Genomic DNA, 13,509 nt, shown 5'->3' with positions numbered 1-13,509 from the left:
GGCGGAAAGAAACGATAATGGGCGCTCAACTCCGGGTCTACAAGCAGAAGATTTCTTCTGCTCAGACCACGAAGAAGATCACGAAGGCGATGGAACTCATCGCGGCTTCGCGCATCCAGAAGGCCATGGCCCGCGTTCGCGCGGCCTCGCCTTTCGCGCGAGCCGTGACGCGTGCCGTTTCCGCCGTGGCCACTAACTCCAATGTCGATCACCCGCTGACTCGTGAGCCCGAGCAGATCCGCCGCTCTGCGGTCGTGGTTTTCACGGCAGACCGCGGCCTGGCCGGCGCGTTCAACTCGCAGATCCTCCGTGAGGCTCTCGAGGTCGCTGAAATGCTCAAGGACCAGGGCCGCGAGGTGGTTTACTACCTCGTTGGTCGCAAGGCCGTCGGTTACTTCCAGTTCCGTAAGATGAGCTGGGAAGCCGACTGGGTTGGCGACACTGATAACCCCGCGTTTGAGACTGCCGAAGCGATTTCGGCAGCCATCCTCGACTCGTTCCGCAAGGACTACGCTGACGGCGGCGTCGACGAGATTCACCTCGTTTACAACCGCTTCGTGAGCATGATGACGCAGTCGCCTGAGAACGTCCGCCTTCTCCCGTTGGAGATCGTGGAGGCCGACGAAGCAGAAGCTGCGTCGACTCAGGTGTACCCGTTGTACGAATTCGAGCCGGACGCTGACCAGGTTCTCGACTCGATCCTGCCTGTCTACATCCAGAGCCGCGTCTACAACGCGCTCCTGCAGTCGGCTGCTGCAAAGCACGCCGCCACGCAGAAGGCGATGAAGTCGGCAAGTGACAACGCAGACAAGCTCATCACGGACTACACCCGCCTCCGCAACAACGCGCGCCAGGCAGAGATTACGCAGCAGATCGCCGAGATCGTCGGCGGCGCGGACGCTCTGGCGTCCTAAAGACCATCACGAAAGAGAAGACCATGACTGACACCGCCACGGCAGCTCAGACTGCGGTCGTCGGGCGCGTCGCACGCGTTACGGGACCGGTTGTCGATATCGAGTTCCCGCACGACTCGATTCCCGGCATTTACAACGCACTCAAGACCACCATCACGATCGGCGAAGAGTCGACTGAGATCACGCTCGAGGTTGCGCAGCACCTCGGTGACGACCTTATTCGTGCCATCGCCCTGAAGCCTACCGACGGCATTGTCCGCGGCCAGGAGGTGCGCGACACCGGTGAGCCGATCATGGTTCCGGTCGGTGACGTCACCAAGGGAAAGGTGTTCAACGCAACGGGTGAGGTTCTGAACCTCGCACCCGGCGAGACCATCGAGGTCACCGAGCGTTGGGGCATCCACCGCAAGGCACCCGCCTTCGACCAGCTTGAGTCGAAGACCACCATGTTCGAGACCGGTATCAAGGTCATCGACCTTCTGACCCCCTACGTTCAGGGTGGAAAGATCGGTCTGTTCGGTGGTGCAGGTGTCGGTAAGACCGTGCTCATCCAGGAAATGATCCAGCGCGTCGCACAGGACCACGGTGGTGTGTCCGTGTTCGCCGGTGTTGGTGAGCGTACCCGTGAGGGTAACGACCTGATCCACGAAATGGAAGAAGCAGGCGTCTTCGACAAGACCGCCCTTGTCTTCGGCCAGATGGACGAGCCGCCGGGAACGCGTCTGCGCGTTGCTCTGTCGGCATTGACGATGGCGGAGTACTTCCGTGACGTGCAGGGCCAGGACGTTCTGCTCTTCATCGACAACATCTTCCGTTTCACGCAAGCCGGTTCCGAGGTCTCGACCCTGCTGGGTCGTATGCCTTCGGCCGTGGGTTACCAGCCCAACCTTGCTGACGAGATGGGCGTGCTCCAGGAGCGCATCACCTCGACCCGCGGTCACTCGATTACGTCGCTGCAGGCAATTTACGTTCCTGCTGATGACTACACCGACCCGGCGCCGGCAACGACGTTCGCCCACCTCGACGCAACGACCGAGCTCAGCCGTGAGATCGCGTCGAAGGGTCTGTACCCGGCCGTTGACCCGCTGACCTCGACGTCGCGTATTCTCGACCCCCGTTACATCGGTGACGACCACTACCGCGTTGCAACTGCGGTTAAGCAGATCCTTCAGAAGAACAAGGAACTGCAGGAGATCATCGCCATCCTCGGTGTCGACGAGCTCTCGGAAGAAGACAAGATTGTTGTCTCGCGTGCACGTCGCATCCAGCAGTTCCTCTCGCAGAACACCTACATGGCGAAGAAGTTCACCGGTGTTGAGGGCTCGACGGTTCCGATCAAGGAGACCATCGAATCCTTCGATGCCATCGTGAAGGGCGAGTTCGACCACGTAGCCGAGCAGGCATTCTTCAACGTCGGTGGTATCTCCGACGTCGAAGAGCAGTGGGCGAAGATCCAGAAGGAGAACGGCTGAGATGGCCCTCAACGTGAGCCTCGTCTCTGCTGACGCGGAGGTCTGGACGGGAGAGGCTTCGCTCGTCGTCGCCAAGACCGTCGAAGGCGAAATCGGGTTCATGACCGGCCACGAGCCTGTGCTGGCTATTCTCGCTGAGGGACAGGTGCGTATCACCACCTCCGCCGGCGAGAAGGTCACCGCAACTGCGAAGGACGGATTCCTCTCCATGGAGGGCTCCACCGTCACGATTGTCGCGGGTCACGCTGCACTCGTCTCCTAATTGACTAGTCAAGAAGCCGTCTGCCGGAATTCCGGTGGGCGGCTTCTTGCATCACAAGGTAAGCCATGCTGATTCTTCTTCCGCCCTCCGAGACCAAGCGCCCGGATGGTTCCGGCGCCCCACTTGATCTTTCGGGTCTGCGGCTTTCGGAATTGGAACCATCTCGTCGCGCCGTCATCGACGCGCTCGTCGCGCTGAGTGCTGATGAAGCCCAAGCAGCGCGGACCCTGAAGCTGTCGCCCAGGCAACTGGGGGAGATCGCGACAAATGCTGCGCTGTGGACGGCGCCAACGATGCCAGCGATGGATCGCTACACGGGTGTGCTCTTCGATGCTCTCGACGCGAAAACCCTCGACAGCCGGGCCCGCGCCTGGCTGGCTAAAAACGTCATGATTCATTCGGCACCTTTTGGTCTGGTCGGCGCCGGGGACGACATTCCGTCGTATCGATTGGGCGCTGGTATTCGCCTTCCAGGGCTAGCGCCGATGAAGAAGCATTGGCGTGAGCCGATCACGGCTGCGCTGACCGCGGCGAACCCCGATTTTGTGCTCGATCTTCGTAGCGAGGCGTACGTCGCGCTCGGCCCCGTGCCTGCTGAGACGAATTCCGCGTTCGTCCGCGTCGTGAGCCGCACCGAAAGTGGGCAGGTGCGGGCACTCAACCACTTCAATAAGCACGCGAAGGGTGCGCTTGTACGCGCGCTGGCTGAATCCGGGCCGGAGATTTCATCGCCCGAGGCGCTCTTGAAGTGGGCGTCGCTGCACCGCATCGAACTGCGAGCGGCCGAGCCCGAGTGGCAACTCGTTGCTGCCTAGCAACAAACTCTCCCCAATCTCCACGTCGTTACGAACGCGATAGCGGCGTGTCCTTTAGGATGGGGAGACCGGTGCAGTCCCGCGCTGGCAACACAAAGTATGGGGGTTTCGGCCGTGGCCAACGCCGTTGACGCAACCGCAACCCAGAGCTTGACGCTCGCCAGTGGCGATGCGGTCACGCTGTCGTGGTACGGAACCACAGACACGGGTCGCCGACGCGAGTCAAACCAAGACGCCTTCCTCACCGCGTTTCCGCTGTTCGTCGTCGCCGACGGCATGGGCGGCCACATCGGTGGTGAGATTGCCAGTGCCAGCACCGTCGATCGCTTGCGTGCAATGGTGAAAAAGGGTGAAGTATCGCCCATCACGATCGAAAAGGCCCTGACAAAAGCTGTTGCTGACATTGCGGCGCATCCGGAAACGACCGATGAAGGCACCGGAACAACGCTGACCGGTATTTACCTCGATACTGACGTTGCCACCGAGTCATGGGTCACCCTCAACATTGGTGACTCCCGGGTCTATCTGCTTCGTGACGGCGGACTCACTCAGCTCACGACGGATCACTCTGTTGTGCAAGAGCTGATGGCAGCCGGCCGCCTGAGCGCAGAAGAGGCAGAGAACCACCCGTACGGCAACGTCATTACTCGTGCCGTCGGGCCGAGTGAAAGCGTGTCACCCGACTACGTTCGCGTCGAAATTGTTGATGGCGACCGCTTCGTGATCTGCTCTGACGGACTCACGAAAGAACTCACCGACTACGGGATCGGCCACTTCCTCGCGCAGAACCCTGACCCTCGCGATGCCGTTGACGCGATGCTGCATGCTGCGCTGGAAAATGGCGGTCGTGACAACGTGACGATCATCGTCGTCGACGTCACTCGTTCCTCCACAACCGCGTAAGTCCCACGGTTTCTCCGCCGGCGGAGAATTTTCCCGACACCGCTCGGCCACGCGCCGCACGATGGTGGCATGACTTATGTTCTGACGTCGCCTCAGCCGACCGCACAGGCACCGCTCACCCTTCCCGCGCCGCCTGAACCACGCAAGCGCTCGGCGATCCCGCTCGCTGCCGCCGTGGTTCCGATTCTCGGCGGCCTCGGCATGTACGCGCTCACGCAGTCGGTCATTGCGTTGATGTTCGCGGCGCTCGGGCCCGTGATGTTGGTCGCGACGATGCTTGATGCCGCCCGCGGCAAGCGTGCAGACGCGCGCCGCTACCGCAAGGAGATCCGGCGCGCGTCTGCCGACCTTACGGTGCACATTGATGCGCAGCATGAGGCCGAACGTGCGTTACGGTGGCACACCCACCCTGACGTGGCGCGCTTGACGACCCACGAAGAGGAGTTATGGCGCGTGCACCCGCAACGCGAGGGCACGGTGGTCGTGGGGTCCGGAACCATGGGTGTGGCTTTAGACGTCGCGCGCGGGGTCGAGGGTGAAGAAGCACAGCGCCTTCGCGCCTACGCGATGACATTGGAGCGCGCACCGCTCGTGCTGCCGTTGGACGGAGGAATATGCGTGCGCGCGGACCCGCTGGTTGCCAAGGCCGTCTTGCGCGCCCTCGTCCTGCAAGTGTGCTGCACTCACGCGCCCGACAGGCTGCGGCTTGTGCTCGGAGAGGACGCCGAGGAGTGGATGACGCAGCTACCGCACGTGCGGTACTCGAACGCCGAGCGCGTGCTCGCGGTGGCAGCCAACGACCCGCCACCTTCGGCGCTGTCGATGGGGTGGTGTCGTCAAGCGGATGCGCTGCCAGCCGGCTGCCGCACGGTGATCGATGTGGACGCTGATCTGCGTGGCACGGTCAGCCGCGATTCACTGCAGCATGACGTTCGCGCCGAGGCGATCTCGGCGAAACAGGCGTTGGCGGTTGCCGCGGTACTCGCAGGCAAAGCGGAAGACACGCGGGGGAGTGAGCCCGTCGTGCACTTCGCGGATTTGGTTCAGCACCCCGGTGCGGCGCATCGCGAACTGCCCGTGGTGATTGGCCGCTCGGGGAGTGCTCAGACGACACTCGATATTGTGTCGGACGGACCGCACGCTGTCGTGGTCGGAACCACGGGCTCAGGTAAGAGCGAACTGCTGGTGAGCTGGGCGCTCGCGCTGTGCGCGGCGTATCCGCCTGATCAGGTGACTCTCCTGCTTGCCGACTTCAAGGGCGGTACCGCCTTTGATCCGTTGCTCGCGCTGCCGCATGTCACCGGGGTACTCACCGACCTCAACGGTGCGCTGGCTCGTCGTGCCGTTCTCAGTTTGCAGGCCGAGATTCGTCGTCGTGAGCAGGCGATCGCATCCGTCGGCGCGCGCGATATCACCGACGAGCGCGTCATTTTGTCGCGGCTCGTCATCATCGTCGACGAGTTTGCTGCCATGCTTCGACAACTGCCCGAACTTGACGCGGTCTTTACCGACATCGCCGCCCGTGGTCGCGCGTTGGGGATGCACCTCATTCTCGGTGCTCAGCGCGCGGCCGGAACCATTCGCGATGCGACGCTGGCAAATACGCCGCTACGCATCGCGTTACGGGTGACGGATTCGACAGATGCGCGCACCATTATCGGTACTGACGATGCGGCCCAAATCAGCGGAGGCGGAGAGGGCAAAGGCGTGGCATATGTGCGGCGTGCGGCCGACGCTACGCCCCAGCGGTTCCGCAGCGCGCTGAGCACGGCTGACGACATCGCTCGCCTCAGTGAGCGGTATCCGGCTCCGGTAAAAGAGGAGTCGTGGTGGGATCCGCTCCCGCCGCGTGTGGCGGTCGCTGACCTTCCGACACCGGCCAGGGGGATCGCGGTCGGCGTGGCAGATGACACGGAGAACCTCCGCCGCGTCCCGGTTGTGATTGAACCCGGGGTGGAACGCGGCTGGTGGGTCTTGGGAGGCCCACGGAGCGGCAAGACTTCCCTCGTCGAGCTCTTGGTACAGAGCCACCACGACACGGTCCGCATACCCTCCGACGCGGAGCTGGCGTGGGATTGCCTCGATGAGCTGGCGATGCTGCCGGCCACGCTTGTGGTCTGGGATGACGTCGATTCGGCCCTCGCTGCATGGCCGGAGCCGTTCTCGCGTGAAGCAAGCGAACGCGTGGAACAGTTGGTGCGGGCGGCAGGCTCCAGAGGACAAACATGGGTTCTCACAGCGCAACGCGCCTCGGGTGTGCTCTCGCGGATCGCTGATCTGCTTCCCGGCCGCGTGCTGCTCGCTGTTCCCAGCAAGCTTGACCACATTGCGGCAGGAGGAAGCTCAACCGACCATGATCCGCGCAAACCTCCCGGTCGTGCACTGATGGCGGGTGCTGAGGTGCAGTTCGCGGTATGCGACCCGCGCCAGGCAGAACCACATCCTGACCCTGCCCCGATATTTCACCCTCGCCGTGGCCCGATTGGCGTTGTGGCACGCGGTATGCAACAACGCGTCAACGCGCTTCGCGAAGCGTGGGGAACAGGATGGAACTTCGTCTCGGTCGGCGATGCGGCCGCGATCACGCAAGAAGCGCTCGACCACACGATCTTCCTGGGCGATCCGGAACAGTTTCAGCGCGCGTGGGCGACGCTGGAGCTATTGCGAAACACCGGAACGCTTGTGGTTGCAGCGGAGTGTCTGGCAGACGTGCGCATGCTTACCGGGGAGCGTGCGACGCCTCCGTTTGCGCGCCCGGGACGATGGTGGGTGTTTCGCAGTGGGGCGCGGCCGCGGCGGGTACGGCTGCATGCCTAACGGACAACGGCGGACGCACACACGACATGCCCGTCCACCGTTGCAGAAAACCGACGCTCAGACCGCCGTGACGCGGATGCGGCCCACCGGGTGGCCGGCTCCCAAGACATCGAGGTTCAAGGCCGCTTCGAGTTCAGCGATCTGCGCGTCAGTGAAGGCTCCGGCACGCGCAAGGAGCGTCGCAGCGACAATCGCGTTTGCGCGCGGGTTGCCGTCGATCATCTTCAGCGCCACGGTGGTACCGTTCGGGGCGACCATGATCTGCACGCCCTCGGCGCCAACCTTAGAGAAGACACCGAGCGTCTCAATCACGATCGCGTCATCGCGGCCAGGACCGGAAATCGCCCACGGGTTCTCGCGCACAGCACGAACGAGCGCACCGGCTGAGCGGTACATGGCAAACGGTGAACGCTCGCTCGCCGTGCCGATGCGGTGCAGAGCACGCGCCAGACCGTGCAGGCTCATGCCGTACACGGGTGCGCCACAGCCGTCGACTGCGGTGATCGTCATCTTCTCGCCGGTGAGGCGTTCAATAAGTTCCCTGGTGTGAACCTGGAGCGGGTGCTGCGGGTCAAGGTATCCAGCCGTCGGCCACTCGTTGGCCACGCACGTCATCAGCATCGCGGCATGCTTGCCCGAGCAGTTCATCCGTACGCGTGCCTGCGGCAGTGCGTCGCGCAACATGTGTGCGTATGTGTCGGTGTCACTGGGGTAGGCGACCGGGCACTCGAGGTCGTCCTCGGTCAGACCCACCGACTGCAGCATGGAGCGCACCACGGCAACGTGGCGGTCGGTTCCGGAGTGGGATGCCGTCGACAGTGCGAGTGCTTCGCCGGTGAGCTCCAAGCCCGCCGTCGCGCACGCCAGCGACTGCAGCGGCTTCATGCTTGATCGCGGCAATACTGGTGCATCGATGTTGCCGTACGACGCGACGATCTCGCCATCGGGCGAGAGCACAACGGCTGAGCCCGCATGACGCGACTCAACAAATCCGCTCCGTTCCACAACGGCAAGTTCAACAGCTTCGGTTACGGCAAAAGTTTCAGACACGACATCAAGCCTAACGCGCGCGTCGTGCCAAACTAGGCGCATGGCTGAGCACCACTACGCAGTAACGGCAACCTGGACGGGCAACAGCGGGTCAGGCACGAGCGGCTACCGTGACTATGCGCGTAGCGTCACCCTCGAAGTCGCAGGCAAGCCCGATGTCCTCGCTTCCGCAGATCGCCCGTTCCGCGGCGACAGTGCGAAATGGAATCCAGAAGACCTGCTCATCTCGGCGCTCGCCGAATGCCACCTGCTGAGCTATCTCCACGCGTGCGTGACACGAGGCGTCGTGGTCACCAGCTATCGCGATGAAGCAACCGGAACCATGGTGCAAGAGGGCAACGGTGGTCACTTCAGCGAAGTGGTGCTGCATCCGCGTGTGACGGTTGCCGACGAATCCATGATTGGCGATGCCATCGCAGCGCATCACGACGCCAATGAATGGTGCTTCATCGCGTCAAGCGTGAACTTTCCGGTGCGTCACGTACCAACCGTCACCGTCGGCTGACTCGGTCGTGCGAGTCGTTGGCTGACTTAGTCGTGCAGGCCGTCGGCTGACTCAGTCGTGCGAGTCGTCGGCTGACGCTGCCGCGGAACGGCTGGCTCCGCGTGCGCCTATCGGCGCTCGTGGGGGAGAACCTGCTTGATACGTTCGATCGGTGTTGCTGCAGGAACCTCGTTGAACTGGTTAGCCAACTCCTGACCTGACAGGGCGTGAATGGCCGCCATGATCTCGTCCGTTGCCGTACGACGCGCTTTACCGCTGGTCGCGGGGCCATGAGATGAGAGATCAAGCGGCTCGCCGAACTTCACCGTGATGCGTTCCTTCAGCGAGGGCATCTTGGCGCCCTTGGGCATGACCTTGTCGGTGCCGATCAGTCCGACGGGAACCACGAGGGCTCCGGTCTGTAGCGCCAAGAACGCGGCACCAGTGCGGCCCTTGTACAGGCGGCCATCCAGCGAGCGTGTGCCCTCCGGGTACAGTGCGACGGCGCGGCCTTCTTCCAGGAGCTGCCGCTGCTGATCAAGCGCGTCGAGCGCGGCCTGACCAGCGCCGCGGCGCACACCAATGGCGCCGATTGAGGTGAAGAACGAACGCTGCGCCCAGCCTTTGAAGCCGGTGCCTTCGAAGTACGTGGACTTCGCGAGGAAGTGTGCGGGACGAGGAGCAACCACCGGAATGGCGATCGAGTCGATGAACGACAGGTGGTTACTCGCGAAGATGACCGGGCCCGTCAGCGGAACGTTGTCTTTGCCCTCAATGCGCGGGCGGTAGATGAAGCGGGCCAGCGGCGTAAGAATGGCGCGACCGAACCAGTACATGAAAGTCGGGCGGTTCTTCGACGGAGTGGGAGTCGATTCGGGTTCCTGCTCGTCAGAAGTCACTAAGCGAGTTTACTACGCGCCGCATGCCGCCTCGGGCATGCGGGTGTGACGGTGTCTGGCTGACCACGACATTCTCTCAGGCGAGGCATAGCCGTATACGACACAATAGTGGTTTCGTCTGTCTTGCAAAGGAAACCCGTGCGCGCTCGACTCTCCCTCATCGCTCCCACTCTGCTGATCTCAGCTCTGGCCCTTGCCGGTTGCTCATCGTCAGGTGGCAACCCCACTCCGACGCCGACGGAGACCTCGGCCGGAGGCGAATCGACCGCTGTTGATCCCGCCACCGATCTGTGTGGTGCGGCCTACGAGAGCGGTCCGGCGATCGAAGCAGTCACGGTAGACACCGACATCTCGAAGGAGCCGACGGTAACGTTCACGGCACCGCTCGAGGTCGCCGACATTGAACGTGTGGTCACTGTCGAGGGTGACGGCGAGCAGATCAAATACGGTCAGCTCGTTGACGTTGCTCAGACGATTTTCGACGCCTCAACGGGCGAGAAGATCGCAGAGGCTGGCTGGACGAGCGACCCGATCCTGCAGTCGATCGTTGCCGAAACCGGCATGGCGCAGGCTATTAGCTGCGCGACGGTCGGATCGCGCATCGCGGTCACCACGCCGGCAAGCACTGATCGCCCCGCATACATCTGGATTTTCGACATTCAGGGCATTACCCCGACCACGGCATGGGGCGAAGCACAGCCTGCCGTTGAGGGCATGCCGATCGTCACGCTCGCTGAAGACGGCACGCCGACGGTCACTGTTCCCGAAGGCGACGCTCCCACCGAGGTGAAGCTTGCCACGCTGAAGGAGGGCGACGGCGACGTCGTCGCGCCCGGTGACACGGTCACCGTCCAGTACATGGGCGTCAAGTGGTCTGACGGTACCGAGTTTGACAGCTCGTGGAGCCGAGGCGCTGTGCCGACGTCCTTCCCGACGACCGGCGTCGTTGAGGGCTTCAAGCAGGCTCTCGAGGGCTACAAGGTCGGTTCGCAGGTTCTCGTGGTGGTTCCGCCTGCCGCAGGATACGGTGCCAACCCAGACCACGAGCTCGCGAAAGAAACGCTGATCTTCGTCGTCGACATCCTCGCAACGGCAACGCCGTCCGCGCAGTAGTCGCCTCAGCCGCGTAGGGTGGGCGACATGCGTCGCGTCATCATTCTCGGTTCCACTGGCTCTATCGGCACGCAGGCCCTCGACGTCATTCGCTCCAATCCGGGGCGCTTTGACGTCGTGGGTCTGGCAGCCGGAAGCAACGCAGCGGGCGTTCGCGCGCAAGCAGACGAGTTCGGTGTTGAAGATACCGCACTCGGTGCGGTTGACGCCGAACAGCTCATCCGCGACGTGGATGCCGATGTTGTCATCAACGGCATCACCGGTTCCGTGGGTCTCGGGCCGACCCTTGCTGCGCTCGAAACGGGCAAGACTCTCGCCTTGGCAAACAAGGAATCTCTCATCGTCGGCGGCGATCTCGTCACCGCTCTTGCGGAGCCAGGGCAGATCGTACCGGTTGACAGCGAACACTCCGCCCTCGCGCAGGCCCTAAAGGGCAACCTGCCCTCCGACGTGCGTCGCCTTGTCGTGACGGCTTCTGGCGGTCCGTTTCGCGGTTACACGCGCGAGCAACTTGCCACGGTGACCCCGCAGCAGGCGCTCGCACACCCGACGTGGGATATGGGCAAGGTCGTGACGACAAACTCCGCGACGCTCGTCAACAAGGGCCTCGAAGTCATCGAGGCTCACCTGCTGTTCAACGTGTCATACGGCAAGATCGAGGTTGTCGTGCATCCGCAGTCAATCGTGCACTCGATGGTCGAGTACGCAGATGGCTCCACGATGGCCCAGGCCTCACCACCCGACATGCGCCTGCCGATTGCACTCGGATTGGACTGGCCGACCCGGATCAGCGGTGTCGGTACTCCGCTTGACTGGACCAAGGCCACGCAGTGGACGTTTGAACCGCTCGATCACGAAACCTTCCCAGCCGTCGCCCTTGCGAAGGACGTCGGACGCGCAGGCGGAACCTTCCCTGCGGTGTACAACGCGGCAAACGAGCAAGCGGTGCACGCTTTTCACGCCGGGAGGATTGGGTTCCTCGACATCGTCGATACCATTGCGGCCGTTGTCGATGCGCACGAGGCGCCAGACGAACTCACGCGCGAAAGCCTCGCCGAAACGGAATCCTGGGCCCGACGCGCCGCCGATGAGCGTATCGCCGCTCGCGGGTAACGCCTGGCCTGCCGAGCCGTAGCCAGCGTTAGTCCTGGTAGGGGACGGGCCACGTGGGTTCACCAACGGGCCACCCCGCGTCGCGCAACGCTCGTCGCGCCAACTCGCGGGCCGAGTAGGGGGTGCGGACACCGCGGATGTCACGATAATCCTGATGACCGGGGCCGGCCCACAGGATCGCGTCGCCCTCGCCGACCATACCGACGGCCGCAATGATCGCGTCTTCCGGGGGTGAGAACTCATGAATCTCGGCGTCCGGCTGTGCAAGCCGGGCACCTGCAATGAGGGTCGCCCGAATGCTCGTCGGGTCTTCGAACCGGGGGTGATGGTCGGTGATCACCAGAATGTCGCTACCGAGCACGCCGGCGCGACCCATGTCGAGACGTTTGGTTGCATCGCGGTCACCGTCAGCGCCAAACAGCATAAGCACACGGCCGGGTGTCACCCGGCGCACGGCCGCGAGGGTCTTTTCGAAAGCATCGGGGGAGTGGCCAAAGTCAACGTAGACGGCGGGGCCGGTGGTGCCAGAAACGAGCTCGGTGCGTCCGGGGAGGTACGCCGTGATGCGGCCGTCACGCTGCAGGGCCGCCACAATGCGATCCCAGTCGTAACCGGCTTCCAACAGCATCACGATGGCAAGACCCGCGTTCGCCGCCATGTGTGGCCCAATAACCGGAACAACGGTGGTCAGTGAGCGACCGTCGCGTGCCGTGAGGGTGAAGGTCGTGCCCTGCTGGTGCTCAGCGACGATATCGACAACCCAGTGTGCGGCACGCGCAGCGTCGGGGTCGGCGGCGATGAGGGGGGTGCCGACGGTGACGACCGGAACCTCGGAGCGCGCAACAACTTCGGCTCCGGCCGCGGAGTCAAGGCTGACGACGCCGCGATGTGAGCGATCTGCGTGGAAGAGCGCCAGCTTGGCTTCGAAGTACTCCTCCATGTCGGCATAGTCATCGAGGTGATCGTGGCTGAGGTTGGTGAACCCGGCGACATCGAACATGAGGCCGTCGACGCGGTGGCGGCTGAGCGCTTGTGCCGAGACTTCGACGGCGACAGCTTCAACGTGACGCTCCCGCATGAGCGCGAGCAGTGCATGCATTTCGCTCGCCTCGGGTGTCGTCAAACGTGACACGATGACCTGTCCGGCGATGTGGCGTTCGGCGGTTGACGACAGACCGGAGGTGACGCCCAGCTGACGCAGGATCCCCTCCAACAGGTGTGACACGCTCGTCTTGCCATTGGTTCCGGTGGTTCCCAACAGCACAGGCAATGCGTCATCCGCGCCCGTACCGTAAACCCAGGCGCTCATGTCGCCGAGAAGTGCCCGCGGGTCATCCACGACGAGAATCGGGAGGCCGCTCGGTGCGGCAATGCTGGCACCGGCCTCATCGGTCACGACAGCGATCGCGCCGGTGTCGGCGGCACGCTGAGCGAATGATGCACCGTGCGCATTCACGCCGTTGATGGCAACAAAGATCTCGCCTGAGCGCAGATCCGCCGTGGCCAAGGTCAGCCCGGAGAATGTGCGGTCGGCAAGGTCGCCGATCGTGCGGATGGCGAAACGCTCGGCGAAGGCTCCGAGGTCCTGCTGCGGTGGGTTTTCCGGGCGCAGGACGGGAGGCAGGTTCGAAGTAGGGGTGTCGGTAGACATGTCGTATCAATCATCC

General features: G+C 63.3%; 12 protein-coding genes. 9 read left to right on the top strand and 3 right to left on the bottom strand.

The window, feature by feature from the left end; genetic code table 11:
* Positions 1 to 17: 17 nt before the first annotated feature.
* From KTJ77_RS08450 to KTJ77_RS08425, 6 genes are all read left to right on the top strand, one after another.
* Positions 18 to 914 (top strand): F0F1 ATP synthase subunit gamma, encoded by an 897-nt coding sequence (locus tag KTJ77_RS08450; protein WP_217337957.1) that lies wholly within the window; start codon positions 18 to 20, stop codon positions 912 to 914.
* A gap of 23 nt (positions 915 to 937) precedes the next feature.
* Entirely contained in the window at positions 938 to 2,386 is a 1,449-nt protein-coding gene (gene atpD / locus KTJ77_RS08445) for a F0F1 ATP synthase subunit beta (RefSeq protein ID WP_217337956.1), read from the top strand.
* Between the two features lies 1 nt (position 2,387).
* Positions 2,388 to 2,648 carry a F0F1 ATP synthase subunit epsilon gene (locus KTJ77_RS08440; protein ID WP_217337955.1) on the top strand — a complete coding sequence of 87 codons (261 nt, stop codon included), beginning with the start codon at positions 2,388 to 2,390 and terminating at the stop codon, positions 2,646 to 2,648.
* Positions 2,649 to 2,713: 65 nt separating this feature from the next.
* Positions 2,714 to 3,463, top strand: a complete 750-nt coding sequence (gene yaaA, locus KTJ77_RS08435; RefSeq protein ID WP_217337954.1) for a YaaA family protein — start codon at positions 2,714 to 2,716, stop codon at positions 3,461 to 3,463.
* 150 nt (positions 3,464 to 3,613) lie between these two features.
* Positions 3,614 to 4,366 carry a PP2C family serine/threonine-protein phosphatase gene (locus KTJ77_RS08430; protein WP_254367710.1) on the top strand — a complete coding sequence of 251 codons (753 nt, stop codon included), beginning with the start codon at positions 3,614 to 3,616 and terminating at the stop codon, positions 4,364 to 4,366.
* Positions 4,367 to 4,435: 69 nt separating this feature from the next.
* Entirely contained in the window at positions 4,436 to 7,183 is a 2,748-nt protein-coding gene (locus tag KTJ77_RS08425; protein WP_217337952.1) for an FtsK/SpoIIIE domain-containing protein, read from the top strand.
* A gap of 57 nt (positions 7,184 to 7,240) precedes the next feature.
* Here KTJ77_RS08425 and KTJ77_RS08420 read toward each other — a convergent pair whose 3' ends face one another.
* Positions 7,241 to 8,233, bottom strand: a complete 993-nt coding sequence (locus KTJ77_RS08420) for an asparaginase (protein ID WP_367948871.1) — start codon at positions 8,231 to 8,233, stop codon at positions 7,241 to 7,243.
* Between the two features lie 40 nt (positions 8,234 to 8,273).
* On the opposite strand from KTJ77_RS08420, the gene KTJ77_RS08415 reads away from it, so the two are divergent.
* Complete coding sequence (locus KTJ77_RS08415) at positions 8,274 to 8,738, top strand: OsmC family protein (RefSeq protein ID WP_217337950.1); 465 nt, start codon at positions 8,274 to 8,276, stop codon at positions 8,736 to 8,738.
* Positions 8,739 to 8,845: 107 nt separating this feature from the next.
* Here KTJ77_RS08415 and KTJ77_RS08410 read toward each other — a convergent pair whose 3' ends face one another.
* On the bottom strand, positions 8,846 to 9,553 hold the full coding sequence (locus KTJ77_RS08410) for a 1-acyl-sn-glycerol-3-phosphate acyltransferase (protein WP_217338410.1): 708 nt from the start codon (positions 9,551 to 9,553) through the stop codon (positions 8,846 to 8,848).
* Between the two features lie 201 nt (positions 9,554 to 9,754).
* Here KTJ77_RS08410 and KTJ77_RS13705 point away from each other — a divergent pair, with 201 nt between their 5' ends.
* Positions 9,755 to 10,729 (top strand): FKBP-type peptidyl-prolyl cis-trans isomerase, encoded by a 975-nt coding sequence (locus tag KTJ77_RS13705; RefSeq protein WP_217337949.1) that lies wholly within the window; start codon positions 9,755 to 9,757, stop codon positions 10,727 to 10,729.
* A 27-nt stretch (positions 10,730 to 10,756) separates the two neighbouring features.
* Entirely contained in the window at positions 10,757 to 11,842 is a 1,086-nt protein-coding gene (dxr, locus tag KTJ77_RS08400; RefSeq protein ID WP_217337948.1) for a 1-deoxy-D-xylulose-5-phosphate reductoisomerase, read from the top strand.
* 28 nt (positions 11,843 to 11,870) lie between these two features.
* On the opposite strand, the gene KTJ77_RS08395 is transcribed toward dxr, so the two are convergent.
* Positions 11,871 to 13,493 carry a Mur ligase family protein gene (locus KTJ77_RS08395; protein ID WP_217337947.1) on the bottom strand — a complete coding sequence of 541 codons (1,623 nt, stop codon included), beginning with the start codon at positions 13,491 to 13,493 and terminating at the stop codon, positions 11,871 to 11,873.
* Positions 13,494 to 13,509 lie beyond the last annotated feature (16 nt).

Source organism: Microbacterium sp. NC79 (assembly GCF_019061125.1).
Taxonomy (GTDB): Bacteria; Actinomycetota; Actinomycetes; order Actinomycetales; family Microbacteriaceae; genus Microbacterium.
This window is presented reverse-complemented; position numbering and strand designations above follow the sequence as displayed.